Annotated in this window: 20 protein-coding genes; 18 read left to right on the top strand and 2 right to left on the bottom strand. The window is 27.7% G+C overall.

From position 1 onward, the window contains the following. The first annotated feature begins 89 nt into the window (after window positions 1-89). From EJJ37_RS01635 to EJJ37_RS01645, 3 genes are all read left to right on the top strand, one after another. Window positions 90-1,265, top strand: coding sequence for a YibE/F family protein (locus EJJ37_RS01635; RefSeq protein WP_133013855.1), 1,176 nt, complete (start codon window positions 90-92; stop codon window positions 1,263-1,265). Further along, window positions 1,207-2,016 carry a YibE/F family protein gene (locus tag EJJ37_RS01640; protein ID WP_133013856.1) on the top strand — a complete coding sequence of 270 codons (810 nt, stop codon included), beginning with the start codon at window positions 1,207-1,209 and terminating at the stop codon, window positions 2,014-2,016. The genes EJJ37_RS01635 and EJJ37_RS01640 overlap by 59 nt, the downstream gene beginning before the upstream one ends. A 109-nt stretch (window positions 2,017-2,125) precedes the next feature. Then, window positions 2,126-3,883 (top strand): aminopeptidase P family protein, encoded by a 1,758-nt coding sequence (locus tag EJJ37_RS01645; protein ID WP_133013857.1) that lies wholly within the window; start codon window positions 2,126-2,128, stop codon window positions 3,881-3,883. A 130-nt stretch (window positions 3,884-4,013) separates the two neighbouring features. On the opposite strand, the gene EJJ37_RS01650 is transcribed toward EJJ37_RS01645, so the two are convergent. Next, window positions 4,014-4,193, bottom strand: a complete 180-nt coding sequence (locus EJJ37_RS01650) for a hypothetical protein (protein ID WP_133013858.1) — start codon at window positions 4,191-4,193, stop codon at window positions 4,014-4,016. A gap of 253 nt (window positions 4,194-4,446) precedes the next feature. Between EJJ37_RS01650 and EJJ37_RS01655 the strand changes: the two genes are divergently transcribed. The 14 genes from EJJ37_RS01655 to EJJ37_RS01720 all read left to right on the top strand — a co-directional run bounded on the left by EJJ37_RS01655 (window position 4,447) and on the right by EJJ37_RS01720 (window position 22,637). Beyond that, window positions 4,447-6,246, top strand: a complete 1,800-nt coding sequence (locus tag EJJ37_RS01655; protein WP_243124822.1) for a peptidoglycan-binding protein — start codon at window positions 4,447-4,449, stop codon at window positions 6,244-6,246. Window positions 6,247-6,522: 276 nt separating this feature from the next. Then, entirely contained in the window at window positions 6,523-7,353 is an 831-nt protein-coding gene (locus tag EJJ37_RS01660) for an ABC transporter permease (protein ID WP_133013859.1), read from the top strand. A gap of 1 nt (window position 7,354) precedes the next feature. Continuing rightward, entirely contained in the window at window positions 7,355-8,137 is a 783-nt protein-coding gene (locus tag EJJ37_RS01665; protein WP_133013860.1) for an ABC transporter permease, read from the top strand. A gap of 36 nt (window positions 8,138-8,173) precedes the next feature. Then, window positions 8,174-9,205 (top strand): ABC transporter ATP-binding protein, encoded by a 1,032-nt coding sequence (locus tag EJJ37_RS01670; protein ID WP_133013861.1) that lies wholly within the window; start codon window positions 8,174-8,176, stop codon window positions 9,203-9,205. Window positions 9,206-9,231: 26 nt separating this feature from the next. Next, entirely contained in the window at window positions 9,232-10,278 is a 1,047-nt protein-coding gene (locus EJJ37_RS01675; protein WP_133013862.1) for an ABC transporter substrate-binding protein, read from the top strand. Between the two features lie 16 nt (window positions 10,279-10,294). After that, a complete protein-coding gene (locus EJJ37_RS01680) occupies window positions 10,295-12,001 on the top strand; it encodes an adenine deaminase C-terminal domain-containing protein (protein WP_133013863.1) in 1,707 nt (568 codons plus the stop codon). A gap of 54 nt (window positions 12,002-12,055) precedes the next feature. Further along, a complete protein-coding gene (locus EJJ37_RS01685) occupies window positions 12,056-13,390 on the top strand; it encodes an amidohydrolase (protein WP_133013864.1) in 1,335 nt (444 codons plus the stop codon). A gap of 254 nt (window positions 13,391-13,644) precedes the next feature. Beyond that, on the top strand, window positions 13,645-14,460 hold the full coding sequence (locus EJJ37_RS01690) for a hypothetical protein (protein WP_133013865.1): 816 nt from the start codon (window positions 13,645-13,647) through the stop codon (window positions 14,458-14,460). A 12-nt stretch (window positions 14,461-14,472) separates the two neighbouring features. Then, window positions 14,473-15,603 (top strand): ATP-binding protein, encoded by a 1,131-nt coding sequence (locus EJJ37_RS01695; protein ID WP_133013866.1) that lies wholly within the window; start codon window positions 14,473-14,475, stop codon window positions 15,601-15,603. Between the two features lie 3 nt (window positions 15,604-15,606). Beyond that, window positions 15,607-17,013: a vWA domain-containing protein gene (locus tag EJJ37_RS01700; RefSeq protein ID WP_133013867.1), complete on the top strand. Its 1,407-nt coding sequence runs from the start codon at window positions 15,607-15,609 to the stop codon at window positions 17,011-17,013. A 145-nt stretch (window positions 17,014-17,158) separates the two neighbouring features. Beyond that, entirely contained in the window at window positions 17,159-18,061 is a 903-nt protein-coding gene (locus tag EJJ37_RS01705; protein ID WP_133013980.1) for a tetratricopeptide repeat protein, read from the top strand. Window positions 18,062-18,321: 260 nt separating this feature from the next. Next, window positions 18,322-19,164 carry a BglG family transcription antiterminator LicT gene (licT, locus tag EJJ37_RS01710; RefSeq protein ID WP_133013868.1) on the top strand — a complete coding sequence of 281 codons (843 nt, stop codon included), beginning with the start codon at window positions 18,322-18,324 and terminating at the stop codon, window positions 19,162-19,164. 90 nt (window positions 19,165-19,254) lie between these two features. Beyond that, entirely contained in the window at window positions 19,255-21,195 is a 1,941-nt protein-coding gene (locus EJJ37_RS01715) for a beta-glucoside-specific PTS transporter subunit IIABC (RefSeq protein ID WP_133013869.1), read from the top strand. Between the two features lie 2 nt (window positions 21,196-21,197). Then, complete coding sequence (locus EJJ37_RS01720; protein WP_133013870.1) at window positions 21,198-22,637, top strand: 6-phospho-beta-glucosidase; 1,440 nt, start codon at window positions 21,198-21,200, stop codon at window positions 22,635-22,637. Window positions 22,638-22,687: 50 nt separating this feature from the next. Here the strand turns inward: EJJ37_RS01720 and EJJ37_RS01725 are convergent, their stop codons facing one another. Continuing rightward, on the bottom strand, window positions 22,688-23,359 hold the full coding sequence (locus EJJ37_RS01725) for a helix-turn-helix domain-containing protein (protein WP_133013871.1): 672 nt from the start codon (window positions 23,357-23,359) through the stop codon (window positions 22,688-22,690). Between the two features lie 145 nt (window positions 23,360-23,504). Here EJJ37_RS01725 and EJJ37_RS01730 point away from each other — a divergent pair, with 145 nt between their 5' ends. Then, window positions 23,505-24,023, top strand: coding sequence for a flavodoxin family protein (locus EJJ37_RS01730; protein ID WP_133013872.1), 519 nt, complete (start codon window positions 23,505-23,507; stop codon window positions 24,021-24,023). Window positions 24,024-24,044: the final 21 nt, after the last annotated feature.

The raw sequence follows: 24,044 nt of genomic DNA on the forward strand, positions 1-24,044 counted from the left end.
ATTCTCAACTTTTTTATATTTGAGTTATACTTATAATGGATAAAACTTTAAGTTGATATGATACTGTTAATATTAAGAAGGGAGTTACTATGGAAGAAGCAAAAAAATATATTAGAAGCAATAAAATAAGAGTTTTTAGTCTATTAATATTATTTATTATTTTTGTAGCTGTATTTATATGGACTAATAATAATTATAGTATATACAAATCAACCATAGCAAAGGTTATAAGTGTTAGTGAATCTCTTGATAAAACTGAGGAAGGACCAGATGGAAGGAAAGAAAATTATTATAATCAGGTTATTACTGCTAAAGTGAAAAATGGACAGTTTAAAGGAGAAACAGTTATCTTAAAAAATACATATTCATCATCTGTTCTTAAAAATGAAAAATATAAAAAAGGTGATGATTTATTTGTAGGTGTAAAGAATAATAATGGAGAACTTACAGGTAGTATTAGTGGGTTAAAAAGAGATAAATTTATAGTTTTATTTATAGAAATATTTATATTTACTATTGTTGCTATAGCTGGAAAATTTGGAGTATACACATTAGCTACATTAGTTGTTAATATATCTGCATTTATATATTTTATAAAGTTATATATTTTAGGAAAAGATTTTATGTTAATAAATTTATTAATGATAATATTCTTTAGTGTTGTAACATTACTGTTACTTGGAGGCTTTTCAAGAAAAAATATAGGGGCAATAATATCAACATTAATAACAACTTCATTGATATATGTATTATACAAGCTAACTATAGAGTTTGGTGGGGATTTGCATTATGAATTAATGGACTATATAGCAGGACCTAATGATATAGAAAATATATTTTTATCAGGTGTAATAATAGGATGTTTAGGAGCCGTTATGGATGTAAGTATAACAATTAATTCTGCTGTTAATGAAATTGTTAATTCAACAAAGTCTATTACTGTAAAGCAATTAGTTAAATCTATAAGAGAAATTGGACATGATATTATGGGAACTATGATAAATGTATTAATGTTTTCTTATATAGGGGGAAGTTTGGCTATTGTTATATTGAAAATAATAAATGGATATAGCTTGTTTAGGATGATTCAATTTGATATTTCATTTGAAATAGTTAGATTTCTAATTGGTTCTATAGGAATAGTTGCTGCTGTACCTATATCTGCTTTAGTTGCGGTATTATTTTTTAGGAAAGGGATGAAGAAAGATGATACTGATATTAGCGATAATATTGTTAGTATTAATGATTCTAATAGGAGGAGATAGGGGAGCGAAGTCATTTATTGCATTGATATGTAATATTTTTGCTTTAGTAATAGGTATTTATCTTATAATTTTAGGAATTAATCCAATAATAATAACTATTTTAGGTGTTATAATTTTTTGTCAGATAACATTGATATATCAAAATGGACATAATTTAAAAACATATGCTGCAGTTATTTCAGTTGTTCTTGTTACTTTGTTATTAAGTTTAATTATTGCTTTTGTAGGAAGTAAATCTAGCTTTGGAGGATATAGTGAATTAGATTTAAGCTCAGATATTAGTATTTACTTATCTCCTAATGTAAATATTAATATGAATCAATTAATGATATGTATGATTATAGTAAGTTTATTAGGAGCAATAATGGATACAGCTATGGCAATAACATCATCACTATTTGAATTTAATGAAGTTAATAGTGATATTACTATTAAAGAGTTAATAAAGATGGGCTTTAGTGTAGGAAGAGACATATTAGGAACTACAGTTAACACTCTTTTCTTTGCTACAATAGGTGAAACTATGATGATTAGTATTTTATTTATGAAAAATAATTATACTCTTGAAAGTGTTATTAATTCAAAAGAATTTTATCAAAATTTATTCAGTTTGGCTATTTCTAATATAGGGTGTTTACTTATAATTCCAATAAGTATTTTTATATGCACTTATGTATTAAAGGGAGATAATAAAGTTATAAATAAGATAAAATTTTATTGTAACAGGTTAGAGAAAGAAAATAATAATTAAAATAGGATAAATTTATTTTTTAAAACAATTGAAATATTACAAAATTGCTATTAAAGTAAATATTATACAAATAGTAATAAGATTATTATAAATTAGGGGGAAAGAAAAAATGAGTAAACTTAAGAAATTAAGAGAAGTTATGAAAAAATATAATATTAATTATTACATAATTCCAAGTGCAGATCCTCATCAAAGTGAATATGTAGCAGAATATTATAGAGGAAGAGCAGAGATGTCAGGATTCACTGGTTCTGCTGGTACATTATTAGTTGGAGAAAAAGAAGCTAAATTATGGACTGATGGAAGATATTTTATACAAGCAGCAGAGCAATTACAAGGTAGTGGAATTGATTTAATGAAAATGGCAACACCAGGATATGATACTATTAATCAATGGGTAGAAAAGAACATTAAAGAAAATAAAACATTAGGTTTTGATGGAAGATGTTATAGTACTAATCAATATAAAGATTTATTAAAGATAGCTGAGAAGAATAAGTTCAATATAAATATGGACAAGGATTTATTAGAAGAAATATGGAATGATAGACCAAACTTGCCAGAAGATAAGATTTTTGTTCATGATGAAAAATATTGTGGAAAAAGTGTAAAAGAAAAACTAAATGAAGTTAGAAAATATATGAAGGAAAATGAAGTTCAAAACTACTTATTAACTTCTTTAGATGATATAGCATGGCTTTTTAATATTAGAGGTAATGATATTTTGTTTAATCCGGTGGCGTTAAGTTATGCAATAATAACAGAGAATGAGGCAAAGCTTTATATTAGTAAAACTAAAGTTGATGCTGAAGTAGAAGCAGCCTTAAAAGCACAAGAGGTTATTATATATGATTATAGTGAAATTGAAGAGCATGTAAAACATCTTAATGGAAATACATTAATAGATCCAGCTAAAGTTAATGCTAAACTTTATTCTTTATTATCTTGCACAATAATAGAAAAGCTAAATGTAACTACTAAATTAAAGGCTATAAAAAATGAGATTGAAATAGCTAATTTTGAAAATGCTCATATTAAAGATGGCGTTGCAATGGTTAAATTTATAAAATATTTAAAAGATAATATTGGTAAAGAAAAAGTTACTGAAATATCAGCTAGTAAAAAGTTATCAGAATTGAGAAGTCAAGGTGAACTAGCAAAGGGAGATAGCTTTGGAACAATAGCTGGATATAAAGAACATGCGGCTATGATGCATTATAGTGCTACTCCTGAAAGTGATTATGAATTAAAACCACAGGGATTATTTTTAGTGGATTCAGGTGGACAATATTTAGATGGAACTACTGATATAACAAGAACTTTTGTATTAGGAGATATTACAGAAGAGGAGAAAAGAGACTTTACTTTAGTATTAAAAGGTCACATTAATTTGGCAAAAGCTAAATTTTTAAAGGGATCTACAGGTTGTAATTTAGATATTTTAGCTAGAGGTCCATTGTGGCAATATGGTTTAGATTATAAGTGTGGAACAGGGCATGGAGTTGGATTTTTCTTAAATGTTCATGAAGGGCCACAAGGTATAAGACCTAATGGAAATACAGTTCCATTAGAGCCAGGAATGATATTAACTAATGAACCTGGTGTTTATAAAGAAGGTAAATTTGGAATAAGAACTGAAAATGTTATGGTAGTAGTTAAGGATGAAAGTAATGAATGTGGAGAATTTTATAAATTTGATACAATATCATACTGTCCTATAGATTTAAATGGAATTAAAGTAGAATTGTTAAATGAGGATGAGAAAAAATGGTTAAACAATTATCATAAGAAAGTATATGATAAGCTTTCACCTTATTTAAACTCAGAAGAGAAAGAATTATTAAAAAGAGAAACAAGAGAAATATAAGTATAAATAAGTAAAAGTTAGGATTGGAGATATAATCCTAACTTTTTTTCTGTAAATTATATAAATAAAAATAATAGTACCAAAGATAGAGTAGTTATATAAGAATTGCGTTTAATATTAGCTTAGTGTGCTAGAAAAATAAGAATAATAATGGCCATATTAGCCAGTTGTTACCAAAGCCGCAGTTTCCAGAACCACAGTTATTAAAGCCACAATTTCTACAGCCGCAGTTATTAAAATTACTACAATTATTTCTACCACAATTATTTCTACAACAATTTCTGTTACGATTATTACAAGATCTTCCCATAAATTTTCCTCCTATGAAATATGAAAACTTAATTCATATTCTGTTAAATTTGTTTTATACTATAGTATACTCAACATAAAAAATATAGTGCATATTATTTATGGAAATTTTAGTATAATTACAATATTTTAAAAAATAGTTTTGATATAATAAATGTAAATATTAGATAAAAGCCTTAATATAGGGGATGTATACTCACATAATAATACAGATTTAATATATTAATAACGAAGTATTAAATTAAGGTGGTAAAATGAGTTTTGGAAAATTAGAATTTATTTTATATGTGGGGGAAGAGGCGTTACCAGTTACTGATGCTGAAATAATTATTTTGAATACAGATACGGCAGATATTTTTAGTAATAAGGTTTTAAAGGTAGATAGTAATGGTAAAAGTAAACCTGTGAGTTTATATACCTATGAGAGATATTTATCAGAAGAACCTGATGCATCTATCAAGCCATATAAAACTTATGATGCTATTATTATTAGTAATACACTACAAAATAAATATATAAAAAATATCCCTATTTTTGCTGGTATAACATCTATTCAAAAAGTTCAGATGACTCCAAAAGCAAGGGGATTAAATGCAATTGATATTATAGATATACCACCAAATGGGTTAATTGCAAGTGAAGAAGTAATAGCTGAAGAAAAAATAGGGGTTAAAAATATTGCAATGGAAGCTAGTAATGAAAAAGGTGCAAAAATACTAAAGGAAGTTGTTATACCTGAATATATAACTGTTCATTTAGGTTCTCCAAATTCAAGTGCACAAAATGTGACTGTATTATTTACTGATTATTTAAAAAATGTTGCATCAAGTGAAATATATCCAACATGGCCAAGAGCGGCATTAGAAAGTAACATTTATGCTCAAATTTCATTTACTTTAAATAGAATATACACTGAATGGTATAGAAGTAGAGGATATGATTTTGATATTACAAATTCAACAGCTTATGACCATTATTTTGTAAATGGAAGAAATATTTATGATACTATAAGTGAAGTTGTAGATGATATATTCAACGAATATATATCTAGAATTCAATTTAAAGAACCATTATTGGCTCAATATTGTAATGGGACAACTGTTACTTGTGATGGATTATCTCAATGGGGAACAGTAAGTTATGCAGATCAAGGATATGATGCATTTAAAATATTACAGGTGTATTATGGTAATAATATTGAATTAAGAACAGCTAATTATGAATATGGCACCATACAATCCTATCCTGGTAAGGCACTAAGAGTAGGTGATAGTGGTGAGGATGTTAAAACAATTCAAATGCAACTAAATAGAATAAGAAAAAATTATCCTGAAATTCCTGAAATAACAAATGTAAATGGAGAGTTTAATGAGGCAACTAAAAATGCTGTAAAAACCTTTCAAAAGATTTTTAATTTAACTCAAGATGGAATAGTAGGAAAACAAACATGGTATAAGATATCACAAATTTATGTAGGTGTAAAAAAACTAGCAGAACTTAATTCAGAGGGAGAAAAGTTACCTTTACCTGAAACTGCGCCAACAGAAACAATAAGATTAGGTGCTGAAGGAGAAAACGTAAAGATTGCACAATACTTATTAGCTGTTATAGGAGCTTTTTATGATGAAATATTACCGGTAAAAATTACTGGAAAATATGATAATGAAACAGAGGAGTCAGTAAGATCATTCCAAAGGCAATTTAATTTAACTGTGGATGGGATTATTGGACCTAAAACATGGAGTAAGCTGATAGAAGTTTATAAAACTTTAGAACCTTATATACTAGATTCTTCAGGGAAATTAATTAAATATCCAGGGTATGTGCTAAAGAAGGGAAAGAAGGGTGAATCAGTAAGGCTTATTCAAACTTGGTTAGATGCAATTAATTCAAAATATCCATTTATTCCAGCAGTTACTGTTGATGGAATATTTGGAGATAGAACTAGAGAAGCTGTAATGATATTTCAAAGATGGGCAGGGTTAGTAGATGATGGGATAGTAGGAAAATTAACTTGGGATAAATTGTATGAAGTCTATAGAAGCGTGGTTTAAATAAAAACTCTCTACGTATTGATTAAGTTACAATACATAGAGAGTTTTTTTGTTTTTACATAAGAGTTAAAATCTATAACAGTTGAATAAGAAATTGAGTATAATTATTGAATTTAATCTCTTATTTTTCGTATTTGAAAGAAGTTAAGTTAAATATTACGAAAAATAATAACAAAAACATTGACAATATTCGTAACGGGGAATAGAATAAAAGTGAAATATAAAGAATAAAGTTAAAATAAGTCGAACATAAATTATTTAAGATGGAGGAAAAGTATGAAAAGAAAAGGACGTTATTTACTATTTATTCCCTGTATAGTATTGGTAGCTTATTTTATGATAGTTCCATTAGTAGAGATAATAATTCCTACCTTTACAAACACAAAAGATGGGATGTTTAGTGCATATAAGGAATTTTTTACAGACTCATATATGATGTCTATATTTTTGAGAACAATCAAAATATCAGTAATATCATCAGTAATCTGTATGATTATAGGGGTGCCAGTATCTTACTATATATCAAGGGTATCTAAAAAAATAAGAGGATTATTTATTGCATTAACAGTGTTTCCTATATTAACAAATTCAGTTGTGCGTTCATTTGCTTGGATGAGTATATTAGGAAAAAATGGAATAATAAATAATTTACTTATGAAATTAAATATAATAAATGAACCATTATCTCTTTTATACACAGAAGGAGCAATTATAGTTGGTACTGTATATATATTCTTACCTTTAATGATTATTTCATTAGTAGGTGTTATGGAAAATATAGATAATGATTTATTAGAGGCAGCAGAAAGCCTAGGAGCAAATAAATTAAAGTCATTCTTTAAGGTTGTGTTTCCTTTAAGTTTACCAGGATTAATAGTTGGAACGGTTTTAGTATTTACAGGTTCTTTAACTGCATACACAACTCCACAATTATTAGGAGGAAATAAAAATACAGTTTTAGCAACATTAATATATCAAAAAACTATGACATTAGGAGATTGGCAAGGTGCTGCAGTAGTAGCAACTATAATGATTATAGTAACTTTAATAGTGATAAAAGGAATCAATTTCCTAGCATCAAGATTAGATAAGAGAGGTGTTTCATAAGATGAAAAAAAATAAAGTTTTAACAGTGTTTGTTATATTGACATATATATTCTTATTTGCACCATTAGTTATTATTGCAATGACAAGTATAGGAACAGAAAATTATATAGCATTTCCACCAAAAGGATTTTCTTTAAAGTGGTTTATTACAGTTTTTGAATCACAATCATTTATAAAGAGTATGGGGACAAGCTTTATAATATCTGGAATAGCTACATTAGCAGCATTAATAATAGGTATGCCAGCAGCCTATGGATTAAGTAGATTTAACTTTAAAGGAAAAGCTCTTGTTAAAAGCTTCTTCTTTTCACCATTAATAGTACCTGGAATAGTAGTAGGTTTTTCGCTTTTCCAATTCTTATTAGTAAAATTAAGTCTTTCAGTATATATGAGTTTATTTATTGGACATACAGTAGTAATTATTCCTTACATTATAAGAGTTGTAGGATCGAGTTTAGAAGGGTTTGATTATTCTATAGAAGAAGCAGCTATGAGTTTAGGATGTAAAAAGTCATTAACATTCTTTAAGGTAGTATTACCTAACATAACATCAGGTGTAATGGCAGCTTTTATGTTAGCATTTATAAATTCATTTAATAATGTTCCAGTATCTATGTTCTTAACTGGACCAGGGGTAAGTACATTACCTATAACAATGATGAATTATGTTGAATATAATTATGACCCAACAGTATCAGCATTGTCAGTAATATTAATGATATTAACTATTGGAATTATGTACATATTAGAAAAAACATTAGGTCTTAATAATTTTGCAGGATAAAGTTAGAACTAAATAATTAGTTGGAGGACAATAAAGATGGATTTAATAAATTTACAAAATATAAATGTTTCATATGATAAGAAAAATAATATATTAGAAAATTTAAATTTAAAGGTTAAAAAAGGAGAGTTAGTTTCTCTACTTGGACCAAGTGGTTGTGGAAAAACTACTACTTTAAGAGTTGTAGCAGGGTTTATAGAGCCAACAGCAGGTAAATTTTTATTAGGTGATAAAGATTATACCAAAATACCTGTACATAATAGAAATTTTGGATTAGTGTTTCAAAGTTATGCCTTATTCCCGCACTTAACTGTAGAAGAAAATGTGGCCTTTGGATTAAAGATGAAAAAGATGCCTAAAGAAGAGATAAAAACAAAAGTAGCAGAAATATTAGAAACGGTTGATATGAGTCATTTAGCTAAGAGATATCCTAAGGAGTTATCTGGTGGACAAAGACAAAGAGTAGCTATAGCAAGAGCTTTAGTTATTGAACCAAGCCTTTTACTTTTAGATGAGCCATTAAGTAATCTTGATGCTAAATTAAGATTAAAAATGAGAGTTGAAATAAGAAAGCTTCAACAAAAACTAGGAATAACAACATTATTTGTTACTCACGATCAAGAAGAATGTTTTTCAATTTCTGATAGAGTAGCGGTACTTAATAAAGGAGTGATAGAGCAATTTGATACTCCAGAAAATATATACTCAAATCCAGCAACAGAGTTTGTTGCAAGATTTGTAGGATTTGAAAATTTCTTTGAATTAAATAAGATATCTGAAGATACTTATGAAAATGAAGGTGGAATTAAATTAAAGGTTACAAGAGCAAAGGAAAATTCTAAGGCAAAAGGAACTATAAGACCAGATGATATAAAGATAGTTGAAGATGATTTGGAAAATACAGTAGAAGGTACTATAGAGATAAGAACTTTCTTAGGGAAAGCTTATCAATATGATGTGAAAACAGCTATGGGTAACATTATTGTAAATAGTGAAAATAATGTTGTATATGAGAAAGGTGAGAAAATAAAACTTCAATTACCATCAAATAAAATTGTAATATTATAAAAATATTTATATTAAGGAGTTTACTTATGAAAAAGAGAATTTTATCAGTATTATTAGCAGGAGTTCTATCTGCAACAGCATTAGTAGGATGTGGAAGTGCAGAAGGAGAATCATCAAATAAAAAACTTGTAATTTCAACTTGGGGATTAAATGAAGATGTTTTAAAAGAGACAGTATTTGAACCTTTTGAAGAAGAATATGGAGTAGAAATTGTTTTAGAAGTGGGAAATAACTCTGAGAGATTAACTAAAATGAAAAACAATCCAAACTCTCAAATAGATATAACTTATTTAGCAGAATCTTTTGCAGAACAAGGAATAGAGGCTGGAATATTTGAAGAGTTAGATTATTCAAAGATTCCTAATGCTGAAAAGCTTAATAGTAAAGCGCAAACTACTGTAGAAAGAGGATTTGGTCCAGCTTATACATTAAATAGTATTGGAATAGTTGTAGATCCATCTGCAGGAATAGAGATTAATTCATGGGAAGATTTATGGAAGCCTGAATTAGCTAATAAAATAGCTATTCCAGATATAACAACTACTAATGGACCTGCAATAGTTGAAATAGCAGCAGAAAAAGCTGGTGTTGATGTACAAACAGACAATGGAGAAGCTGCATTTAAAGAATTAGAAGCTTTGAAACCTAATATTGTTAAAACTTATAGCAAGTCTTCAGATTTAGCAAATATGTTTGCAAGTGGTGAAATAGTGGCAGCAATAGCAGCAGATTTCGCTTATGGAAATATTGCAAAAGCAAAACCAGAAGTAACTTATGTAGTGCCAGAATCAGGAACTTACTTAAACTTTAATACAATTAATATAAACAAAAATTCAAAAAACAAAGAGTTAGCTTATGAATTTATTAACTATGCATTAAGTGAAGAAGTTCAAGAAAGAACTGCTAAGGCTTTAAGTGAATCACCAGTTAATACTGACGTTGAATTAACAGAGGAAGAAGCTACAAATTTAACATATGGTTCAGTAGTTGATAATGCTAAAATAATTGATTTTAAATTTGTTAATACATTAATGGATGAATGGGTTAATACTTGGAACAGAATAATGAACTAGTATTATGGGTATAAAAATGGAAGTACAATTAATTATTAAAAACTTAAAAGTATATAACAGTTATTTTAAAAAGTTTATACAAGGTGACGTTGTAATAAATGATGGGAAATTTATTCATATAGGAAATAATTATGAGGATAGATTAAGCTCTAAAAATATTATAGACGGAAATAATAAGTACATGATTCCAGGATTAATAGATATACACATGCATATAGAAAGCTCAATGACAATACCAAGTGAGTTTTCTAAAGCAGCAATAAAACAGGGGGTCACTACAGTTGTAGCTGACCCTCATGAAATTGCAAATGTTTTTGGGATTGAAGGAATAAAGGAATTTATTAAGTCTAAAGAAAAGCTTGATATTTTTTATGGTATACCAAGTTCTGTACCTTCAACTAGTAATCATTTAGAGACTACTGGAGGAGAAATAACTGTTAATGAAGTAAAAGAATTATTATCTTATGAAAATATACTTTGTCTTGGGGAAGTAATGAACTTTAAAGACTTAATAGAAGATGAAAATTCAGCTATAAATAATATTATTAATGTTAGTAAAGATAAGAAAATTCCATTAGAAGGGCATTGCCCTAAAATAGATGGAGTTGACTTATCATTTTATATTTACAGAGGTGTTGATGGAGATCATACACAACAGTCAGTAGCCTCTCTTGAAGAAAAAATCAAAAATGGCATGTTTATTGAAATGCAACATAAATCAATGACTATAGAAAATATTAAATTTTTAGTAGAAAATAATTTATATGAACATTTTGCTTTAGCTACAGATGATGTTATGGCTGATAAATTAACTAAAGGACACCTTAATGAATTAGTAAAAGAAGCTGTAAATTTAGGTATGTCTATAGAAAATGCAATATATGTAGCTACTTATACTCCGGCTAAAAGAATGAGGCTTTTTGATAGAGGAACAATAGCTCCAGGAAAAATAGCAGATTTTATTTTACTTGATGATATAAAAAACTTTGATATTTATGAAGTGTATAAAAATGGAGAAGTTGTATTTAATAGATGTAACGGCTTAAAAGAAAAGTATTTTATGAAAAAAAGTAATTTTCATAAGAAATTTTATAATAGCATAAAGTTAAATCAAATTACTAATGAAAATTTATTAGTTAGGGTACCACAAAAATATAATAATAAAGTTACTTGTAGAACTATGAATATTATGAAGAATACTACATTTACGGAAGAAGGGGAAGTTTCTTTGGATGTAGAAAATAACCTTTTAAAATGGGAAAATAGTAACTGTGCTTTAATTGCTGTTTTTGAGAGATACGGAAAAAATAATAATGTAGCTTTTGGATTAGTACAAGGAGAGATTATTAAAGAAGGAGCAGTAGCTACAACTTGGGCTCATGATAATCATAATGTTATGGTTATGGGAAGAAATGTTGAAGATATGGTTTTAGCTGTTAATAAATTAATAGACTTTAATGGAGGATATATTGTTGTAAAGGATAATAATGTATTAGCAAAATTAGAGTTACCTATAGGTGGAATAGTTAGTGATGAACCAATTGAAGTTGTAGGAGAAAAATTAGGTAAAGTTAGAAGTGCTATGAAGGAATTAGGTTATAATCATATGAATGAAATAATGTCATTTAGCACCTTATCTTTACCAGTAAGTCCAGCTATAAAAATTACGGATAAAGGGCTTATTGATGTTAAAAAGTGTAAAGTGGTATCACTATTTAAATAAGTAGAAGAGACTATGTATGTGCATAGTCTTTTACTGCAGGTTGGAGGATTTAAAATGAAAAAAAAGATTACTATAGTTGAAAATACTACAGTTATTACTATGAATGAAAATAGAGATATCATAGAAAATGGAGTAGTAGTGTTTGAAGAAAACAAAATAATTTATGTTGGTGATAATAAGGGAAAAGAAAATTTTATAAATAAAGATAATTATGAAGTTGAGATTATAGATGGTGAAGAAGGAATATTAATGCCTGGAATGATAAATTGTCATACTCATGCATCAATGGTTCCCTTTAGAAGTTTAGCTGATGATTATAAAGATAGATTAAAGAGATATTTATTTCCTTTAGAGCAAAAATTAGTAGATGAAAATTTAACTTATATTGGAGCTAAATATGCTATAGCAGAAATGCTATTAGGTGGTGTAACTACTTTTTGTGACATGTATTATTTTGAAGATGAAGTTGCTAAGGCTTCTAAAGAGCTTAATATGAGAGGAGTATTATGTGAAACAATAGTGAATTTTTCAGCTCCCGATGCTAAGGAGCCTTTTGGAGGATTAGATTATTCAAGAAAGTTTATTGAAAAGTGGAAAAATGATAGTCTTATAATTCCTGGAATAGCACCGCATGCACCTTATACTAATAGTGATGAATCATTAAAAGAGGCTTATGAAATAAGTAAAAAATATAATGTTCCAATGACAATGCATGTTGCTGAAATGGACTATGAGTTTAAAGAATGTATAGAAAAACATGGCATGACACCTGTTCAATATTTAAATAAGTTGGGTATACTAGACTCTAATTTTATATCAGCTCATACAGTATTAGTAAATGATGAGGATATAAAAATATTAAAAGATAAAGGGGTAGGGGTATCTCATAATATAGGAGCTAATGCAAAAGGAGCAAAAGGGGTTGCACCTATAATTAAGATGAAAGAAGAAGGAATTAATATAGGTCTTGGTACTGATGGACCTATGAGTGGAAATACTTTAGATGTAATTGGACAAATGGTTCAAGTAGGAAAGATTCATAAATTATTTAATAATGATAGAACAATATTACCATCAATAGAGTTAGTTGAGATGGCAACTATAGGTGGAGCAAAAGTATTAGGATTAGATAAGGAAGTAGGATCAATTGAAGTTGGAAAGAAAGCAGATTTGGCTTTAATAGAAACTAAATCTGTGAATATGCAACCGATATATGATTATTATGCAGCGATAGTTTATTCTGCAAATGCTAGTAATATTGATACCGTAATTGTTGATGGAAAGGTAGTTGTTAAAAATAAAAAATTAATAAGCGGTGACTTTACTGAAATTAGAAATAATTTATTGGGATTAAAAGATAAGATAAATAAGATTGCAAAAGAACTATAATTTTATAAAATAATTTAATAATGAAGTTATAAAATGCCTATCAAGTACTATAGTGTTTTGATAGGTATTTTAATATTTATAAATATAATAAAAAAGAATAAGCATAAGAGGTTATTATAGATATAATTAAAAAAAATAATAAATCCTACTATATTTATCTACTTTAAAAATTTTAAAAAAGTATTATAATAAATATAGGTAATAATTATTATTAAATAAAAATTAAAATTAATAATAGAGATAGAGGAAATTTTATGGATGATGCAAAAGTAATTGAAATGATAAAGATAAATCCAATTATTATAAAAAATATAAGTAATCCTACAGAGGAAATGAAAAAAATAGCTATAGAAAAAGATGGACTTTTATTAAGATATATAAAAAATCCAACTATAGAAATGCAAGAGTTAGCTATGAAGAGTAATCCTAGGGCTATTGAGTTTATAGATAATCCTACAGAGGAAATGATGGTAGAGGCTATAAAGAATGGATGGAGTAATTTAAATTATATTAAAAATCCTAGTAATGAAGTAATTAAATTAGCTATAGAACAAAGAGGATGGGCTATTAGATATGCTAAAAATCCTAATGAAGAGTTACAATTATTAGCTGTAAGAAAAGATTACGATTCAATTAAATATATTAAAGAGCCTTATGAAAGTGTACAGGAAGCTGCTGTGAATATAAGTTATGATGCATTAAGATATATTAATACGCCATGCTATAAAGCTGAAGTTGCAGCTATTAAGAATAATGAAGCAGCTGTAAAGTTTATAAACAATTTAGATAAAGATAAATTATTAAGTTTTTTAAAGGTTAATATTTTAGTAATTAGATATGTTACTAAAAGTATGTTAAATGAAATATCTCAAGATGAAATAAATGGGGTATTAATAGAGGTATTATCAAAAGATGATGTAGAAGAAAAGTATGTGAGAGATTTCTTAAACTGTAGCATTATTGATAAAGAAAGTGATGTTATAGCTATTGATAAGATTATGTTTATTTATAAATATGGAAGTAAGAAAGCAAAAAAAATTGCAGTGGATGAAAAACTAAAGATGATATAGGGGGAAGGTAAAATGAATTTTATAGATACATTAAGAAGTGTGGAGTTAGTATTAGCAACTGAAGAGGTTCCTTTAATAGTTGGTGAAAGTGGGATAGGAAAAACAGCTTTAGCTAATAAATTAGCAAAGGAAAATAATTGGAGTTTAATAGTTATTGATGGAAATCTTCTTAAAGAAGGTGAAATAGGGGGATTACCTACAGTAGAATCATATATGTCTATGGATTCTACTGGGAATAAGATTGAAAAGAAGACAACAATATATGCTGTACATACAAAGCTTAGAGAAATTGATGAAGAAATAGCTAAGGGGAATAAAGTACTTTTATTTATAGATGAAATAAATCGTTGTGAGCATACAGTACAACAAGAACTTATGAACTTAATATTAAATAGAGAAATTAATGGATATAAATTGCATGATGATGTAAATATATTAGCAGCAATGAATCCATCAGGAAAATATGGTTCAGATTTTGATTATCAAGTAGTTGATATGGATGCAGCCCAAGAAAATAGATTTGTATGGCTTAATATGGAAAGTGATCATAAAGCTTGGTTAAAATGGGCAATGGAAGCTGGAATTGAGCAAAAGGTAATAGAGTTTATTGGAGTTTTCCCAGAATACTTACATAAGATAAATGAAGATGATGTAAGAGCAACACCAAGAAGTTATGAAAGAGTATCTAAGGCTTTTAAGGTTTATAAAGATAAGAGAGATTCTATACCTAGAGCAGTATTTTTAAATGTTATAAAAGGTAATGTTGGAAAGGTTATAGCAGAAGAATTTATAAATTTTGTTGAATCAGACCATAGTCCTTTAATATCTTTTGATGAAGTTTTTCAAGGTGATACTCTAAGTGAAGAAGTTATAAATAAAGTTAAAAGTGAAAGTCATACTAGACTTTATTTAAGTGCAATGAATATCTTAAAGAGCTTAGAAGAAAACATAAAAAATAGTAATGACCAAGATGCTTATCATATTAATAGATTCATTGAGTTTTTAAAGGCGTATCCTGTAGATTTAATGGTAGGAATTATGAAGGATATAAAAAGCAGTTATCCTGAAAGTTACAAAAGAGCTTTAGAAAATGAAGAGTTTGTAGAAAGTTATTTTGAAGCTTATAGTGCAATAAGGGGATAGCATATGGAAAGTTATTTTGAAAAGTTAAAAAAGGAACTTTATATAAAGGCTGATAAAATAGTAAATAGTTCAGCTATGTTTAAGGCATTACGTGCTGGTGAAAAGTTTGATGTGGATATTCCTAAAGATTTTGAAGAGGAATTTTTTAAACTCATAGATAAAGTAAACTTAAGTCTTATGGAAGAAAAGGATAATTTCTATGGCTATTTCTTATTTCAAATGGGAAGAGAAATACGCTTTGATATAAGTACTCCTACTGGTATAAATTTCAAAGGTGCTAAATATGTTATATATTTTAATCCGATAATATTTTTACAGCTTAATATAAAACAAATGGAAAGTACTATTAAGCATGAAATTCATCATGTATTATCTATGCACTTAATAAGAGCTAAAGAATTAAAAGGTAAGTTTAGTACACTTGCTATTAACTTAGCTATGGATATAGTAGTAAATCAATATCTTAATAATTTACCACCATATGCAATTACTTTAAAAGGAATAAATTTAAAGTATGAGTTAAATCTTGAGCCTTATAATACCTTTGAATATTATGCAGAAAATATTCAAAATGTATTAAATGTGCTTGAAGAGGATGATGAAGGTGAGGAAGATGATAGCTGGGGAGAAGATACTGATAGTGGATTTGATCCAGAGAAAACTCATGATTTATGGGATGAAAATGAAGCCGTAGATGAAAAAATGCTTAAGGATTTTACTGAGAAGTTCATAAGTAATGCTGAAAAGGGGACAATTCCTCTTCATTTAGAAGGAATGATATCTGCCTTAAGAAAAAGTAAAGGAGAACTTCCTTGGAATTTATATCTTAAGAGATTAATGGGTACTGTAGAAAGTAATAAGAAAAAAACTATAACAAGAAGAAATAGAAGGCAGCCTAATAGATTAGATTTAAGAGGTGAACTTAGAAATCATAAGGCAGAAATAGCAGTTGCTATTGATATAAGTGGAAGCATTAGTGATGAGGAATTTAAGCAAGCTATTAAGGAAGTTCTGGCTATAGTAAAAAATTATAATCATGAAATAACTATAATAGAATGTGATAAAGAAGTTAAACGTGCATATAAAGCAAAAAATATGAATGATATAAAAGAAAGATGTTCTTCTGGTGGAGGAACTAGATTTACACCTGTTTTTGAATATGCTAACAGTAAAAATATTAATTTACTAGTTTATTTTACTGATGGTAAGGGTGAAGATAAATTACAAGTTAAACCTAGAGGATATAAAGTTTTATGGGTTATTTCAGGAAGAGGAGATAAGCTTTCATTAAAGGAACCTTATGGTGTAGTTAAAAAGCTTAGCAAAGTTGAAGTAAAAGATACTATAGTGGATATGAAAGATGTTAGAAATGACGGATATTCAATGAATAATCAAGAGCCAATTTTTTAATATGATAAAGGCAATTCTGTTGATGGAGCAACAGTAATTTAATATAATATAAATTAGATATAATGAAATTAGTGTAAAAATAAGATTGTACCAAATAAGGTGCAATCTTATTTAATTTGGAGGATTTACTTTGGAAAAGACATACATGTTTGATAACTATATATCTATAGGACGTAACTTTATGACTGAAAAGAACTATTTAAAAGCTCTAAAGTTTTTTAAGAAGGCATATAATTGTCCGGAAGGAAAAGATGACATAGATTTAATATTAGATTTAGCATTTCTTTATGATAAAATAGCACATTTTGATTTGGCTGAAAAAATGTATAGAAGAGTATTAGAATTAGATGAAACTAATGCTATAGCCTATTATGGATTAGGTATAATTTATGATGATGATGAATTATATGAAGAAGCTATTGAGTATTATAAGAAAGCTATAAAATATGATGAAAAATATGAAAAAGCATACTTCTTTCTAGCTAATGCTTATGATGAATTAGGGAATAAAGAAGAGGCAATAAAAAATTATAAAGAGGTATTAAAGCTAAATTCAAAGGATTTATGGGCAAATGCTAATTTAGGATGTATTTATGATGAATTAGGAGATACTAAATTAGCTTTAGAATATATGGAAAAAGCACTTGAAATAGATAAAAATCATTTTAGAATACTATTTAATATGGGAGTATTTAATAAAAAGTTAGGTAACTTAGAGTTATCAGAAGAGTATTATAAGAAATCAATAGAAGAAAATCCTTATTATCCATATAGTTATTTAAATTATGCAGTAATGTATAGAGAAAAAGAAGATTACTATAGAGCCATTGAAATAATAAATGAAGGTATCTTAGAAAATGAAGATGAAGGGTTTTTATATTATAATAGAGCTTGCTTTTATGTAGGTATAAATAAGTTAGAGTTAGCATTGGAAGATGTTATTAAATCAATAGAGTTAAATGATTTCTTTGAAGAGTATATGAAGGAAGATGAAGAACTTGATGCTATAAGAGGGTTGGAAAGATATAAAGAAATATTTGAAAAATAATTTGACAGATTTATTGGTAATGTTTATATGAAATATATGAAAAAATATTAAAATTTTACAAAGTAAACATTTGCAATAACATGAAATTTATGATAATATTAAATTATAGAAATGAATATTAGTGTACATGGGATAGTGATTGTGCATTCAAGCTAAACCTACACAAATTTAATTATGGTATATTATGTTATTTTTTACATTGATATATTATGATTATTTTGTGTAGGATTTTTTATGTTAAAAAAGAAAGAGGTGATTATTTGTTAATTCATAAAATACTTAATAATAATGTTGTTGTAATTTTGGGAAAAAATGATGAAGAACAAATAGTTATGGGTAAAGGAATTGCATATAAGAAAAAGATTGGGGATTATATAGATGATAATATTATAGATAAGGTTTTTACTTTAACAGACAAAAATTCATCTAATAAATTTACTGATATATTAAAGGAATTATCTCTTGAATATATAGAAATTGCTGATGAAATTATAAAATATGCAACAGAAAAGCTAGATAAAAAATTGAATGAAAATGTTATTATACCATTAAGTGATCACATACAAACTGCTGTAGAAAGACATCTTGATGGAATAAATATGAAAAATGTTTTATTATGGGATATTAAAAGATTTTATCGTGAAGAATTTAATATTGGATTAGAAGCATTAAAGATAATAGAAAGAAAATTAAATGTTTCATTACCAGAAGATGAGGCAGGCTTTATTGCAATTCATATTGTAAATAGTTTAACTAATGAGTGTTCGGAGAATATTTATGATATAACTAAAATTATGCAAGAAGTAGTGAATATAGTGAAGTATTGCCTAAAAACAGGTATTGACGAAGAATCTGGATACTACTATAGATTTGTAACACATATAAAGTACTTTGCACAAAGACTTATAAGTGGAAAAACATATGAAGATGAAAATGATGATAATTTATTAGAAATAATAAAGGTCAAATATGCAGAAGCATATAAATGTGTTGAAAGAATTAGTGAGTTTATTAATAAAAAATATAAATATGTAATTTTAAATGAAGAAAAAGTATATTTAACAATTCATATTGCAAAAATTATGAGTAAACAAGCTAATTAAATATATATAAATTTAAAATGGATGGTGACATTTAGTTGGCCAAACCTTCAGATTTCATATTAAATAAATGAATTATTGGAGGTATTAAAAATGGGAAAATATGAACCATTAGCAAAGGAAATTATTAAAAATATAGGCGGAAAGGAGAATATCAGTAGCTTAACACATTGTGTAACTAGATTACGTTTTTATTTAAAAGATGAATCAAAAGCAAATGATGAAGTGATTAAGAAGATGGATGGAGTTGTAACCGTGTTGAAATCAGCCGGGCAATATCAAGTTGTTATCGGAAATCATGTTGGTTTAGTTTTTGAGGATATATGCAAATTAGCAGGCATATCAATGGAGTCTAGGAATGATGAATCAGAAAAGAAAAACACTAATTTGTTAAATAGAGCTATTGATGTTATTTCAGGAATTTTTCAGCCGCTTTTAGGAGTAATGACTGCTGTTGGTATAATTAAAGGACTTCTTGCAATGTGTAGTTCTATGGGATGGATTATGTCAGGAACTGGGACATATGAAATATTAAATGCAATAGCAGATGCTATGTTTATGTATCTACCAGTTGTTTTAGGATATACAGCTGCAAAGAAGTTTGATTTAAAACCATTCGTTGGATTAATAATAGGTCTTGCACTTTGTTACCCTGCTGTTCAGAAAAGTAATTTATCAGCAACATTACAACCATTGTATACATTATTTGATGGTACAATGTTTGCATCACCAGTATACATGGAGTTTTTTAATATTCCTATTATTTCAATAGACTATACATCAACTGTAATTCCTGTAATTTTAATATGCTATCTAGCATCAAAATTACAAAAGTTATTTAGAAAAGTGGTTCCAGAAATGATAAGATTTTTTGGAGAACCAATGCTTACAATATTATTTTCATTAATTATTGGATTTATAGTAATTGGGCCAATTGCGACTTATGCATCTACATTAGTAACTAATGCTATATTATATGTTCGTGATTTATCACCAATGTTATCAGGTGCTATAGTAGGAGGTTTTTGGCAAATACTTGTTATTTTTGGTATTCATTGGGGGCTTATTCCTGTTTATATAAATAATGTTTCAACATTAGGTTATGACAATGTTATGATGCCATTCTTTGGTACAACCTTTGCAACTACTGCAGTTGTAATAGCAATTCTAATTAAGACTAAGGATAAGAAGTTAAAAGAATTATGTTTACCAGCAGCAGTTTCAGGTATATTTGGAGTTACTGAACCAGCAATTTATGGTATAGTACTTCCATTAAAGAAGCCTTTTATAATAAGCTGTATTTCATCAGCAGTTGCAGGAGCATTTTTTGGCTTCGCAAATTTAAGAGAGTTCATAATGGGTGGATTAGGAATATTTGAGTTCCCAGCTATGATTGACCCAGCTACAGGTAGTATGGATAATGTTATTGTTGGTGTAATTGGTGCTGTAATAGCTATGGTACTTGGATTTGTTTTAACAATAACTTTATTTAAAGATAAGGAAGAAGTAACAGAAGATAATCAAAAGAAGAGTGAGTCTAATGAAAGTGAAATTAAAGTTTTTTCTTCAGAAAAAGAAAGTATAAAAATACCTATGGAAGGTGAAATACTTCCATTATCAGAGGTTCCAGATGATGCATTTTCAACAGGGATAATAGGAAAAGGATTAGCTATTAAGCCTGATAAAGGGATTCTTAAGTCACCTGTAAAAGGAACAATTGCAACAGTATTTCCAACGTATCATGCAATTGGAATAACTAGTGAAAGTGGAGTTGAAATATTAATTCATGTTGGAATGGATACAGTTCAATTAGAAGGAAAATATTTTGAACCTAAAGTTAAGGTAGGAGATTCAGTTAATATAGGTGATGAATTACTTAAATTTGATATTAAAGAAATTGAAGAAGCTGGATATCCAACTATTACTCCTGTTGTTGTTACTAACTATGATGATTACTTTGAAATTGTTGAAGTTGGATTAAGTGAAAATAATAATGATGATTTACTTACTATTATTAAAAAGGAGAGAGTTTAGCTATGAGTAATACAAGATTTCCGAAAGGGTTTTTATGGGGGGGAGCTACAGCTGCAAACCAATGTGAAGGTGGATATAATGAAGGTGGTAGAGGTTTAGCAAATGTAGATGTTATTCCATATGGAGAGGATCGCTATGCAGTTATGGCTGGAAAAATGAAAATGTTAGACTTTGATAATGAGCATTATTACCCAGCTAAAGAAAGTATTGATATGTATCATAGATTCAAAGAAGATATAGCTTTATTTGCTGAAATGGGCTTTAAAGTATTTCGTATGAGCCTTAGCTGGACACGTATTTTTCCTATGGGTGATGAAGAATTACCAAATGAAGAGGGATTAAGGTTTTATGAAGAGATATTTAAAGAATGTCATAAATATGGAATAGAACCATTAGTAACAATTACACATTTTGATTGTCCAATACATTTAATAAAGAAGTATGGTGGTTGGAAAAATAGAAAAATGATAGGCTTTTATGAAAATCTATGTAATGTTATATTTAATAGATACAAAGGATTAGTAACTCATTGGCTTACATTTAATGAAATTAATATGATTTTACATCTTCCATTTATGGGAGCAGGGCTTTATGAAGAAGAAGGTAGAAATTTTGAAAAGGATAAATATCAAGCTATTCATCATGAGCTTGTTGCAAGTGCTATAGCAACTAAAATAGCACATGAAGTTGATAAGAATAACAAAGTTGGGTGTATGCTTGCAGCAGGAAGCGTATATCCAAATACATGTGATCCTAAGGATGTGTGGGAGGCATACAAATCTGAGAGAGAGGGATATTTCTTCATAGATGTTCAATCAAGAGGATATTATCCAAACTATGCACTTAAAGAAATGGAACGTAAGGGAATAATGCCTATTATGGAGGTCCATGATAAAGATATATTAAGAGAAAATACTGTAGACTTTATATCATTATCATATTATGGAACAGGATTGGTAAGTGCCGATCCAGAGGTAAATAAATTTACAGAAGGTAATGCATTTCCAACATTAAAAAATCCATACCTAAAAACTAGTGAGTGGGGATGGCAAATAGATACTTTAGGATTCCGTACTACATTAAATGCTTTATATGAAAGATATGAAAAGCCATTATTTGTTGTTGAAAATGGATTAGGAGCAGTTGACACTGTTGATGAAAATGGAGAAATAAATGATGACTATCGTATAGAGTATTTAAAAGAGCATATAGAAGCTATGGGAGATGCAATTGATAAGGATGGTGTAGAAATTATAGGATATACTACATGGGGATGTATTGATTTAGTAAGTGCATCAAGTGGAGAAATGAAGAAGAGATATGGATTTATATATGTAGATAAAGATAATGATGGACATGGAACATTGGAAAGAAAAAAGAAAAAATCTTTTTATTGGTATAAAAAAGTTATAGAAAGCAATGGAGAAAACTTAGAATTTTAGTATTAAAAATGAGCTGTAGATATGATAAATTACAGCTCATTTTTAATTTATCAGTTTTTTATATCTAGAATTTTAGTTTTATTTTTCATATTTTTATATTCTAATGGGGTTATACCAATAACCTTTTTAAATAGTCGACAAAAGTATGAGTAATTATTAAAGCCACAACATAATGAAACTTCAACTAAAGAAAATTGTGGGTCTAATAATAGATGTTTTGCAGCAGTTATTTTTCTTAAATTTACATATTCGCTAAAAGTACAATTTGTATAATTTTTAAAAACTCTACAAAAATAAGTTTTATTCATATTTACAATAGAGCAAATATCATTTAAAGAAATATTTTCATCTATATGTTTATGAATATAATAAATAGCTTTTCTAATTTCAGGATGAGGATACTTTTCACCTAAATAATCTTTACAATAGCTATAAGAATTTATTATTTTATGGCCAGTGAGTAATAAAGAAGATAGATTACAACTATCAAAATTTTCTTTAGTATTTTTAAAACAACATTTGTGTAAAGAAATTCCCTCTTTAACAAGAATATAATTATAAATACTAAAGTTAAGAGATGAAATAAAGGTATCACAATGCTTAAAACCGGTAGTTTCTATAAGACTTTTTAAATTTTTATCAAATAGTTTAAGTGCTAGGTTGGTATTTCCACAGTATACTAATGAGCAAATATGAAGATGATTTATTGTATTTTTTTCCATAAAATTCCCCTTACCTTAAAATTTGATTTAAAAAAAGTGTAAAATAATTAAAAAACAAGAGAATATAGTTAAAGACTACCTAATTATACCATGATACAATTATAAAGTAAAAATGATAATCATTATCAATTAAGAAGGGGAGAATATGAATATTTTAATTGCTTATTCAAGTAAAACAGGAAACACTAAAAAATTAGCTATGGGTATTTACAATAATATATATGAAGAATGCGGTCTTAATGTATCAATAAAGCCTGTTGATGAGGTTAAATGTATAGAAGATTATGATGCTATATTAATTGGATATTGGGTAGATAAGGGTGGTCCTAATAAGGAGACTAAAGAATTTATGAAAAGGATTAAAAATAAAAAAGTGGGTATATTTGCTACATTAGGTGCATATCCAGATTCAAATCATGGATTCAATAGTTTAGTTAAAGGAGAAGATCTTTTAAAAGAAAATAATGAAATAATAGGAAAATATATTTGTCAGGGAGCGGTTGATTCTAATTTAATTGAGGCTTTCAAAAAGTTAGATTCTAATAATTATCATGCTATAACAGATGAAAAATTAAGAAGATATAAAATTGCTAAGCTTCATCCTAATGAAGCTGAAATATTAAGTGCATCTATATTATTTAAAGAAAGATTAACAATAGTTTAGGGGGAGTAATTGTGGAAGATA

The organism is Clostridium cuniculi (assembly GCF_004353185.1).
In the GTDB taxonomy this organism is placed as follows: domain Bacteria; phylum Bacillota; class Clostridia; order Clostridiales; family Clostridiaceae; genus Clostridium; species Clostridium cuniculi.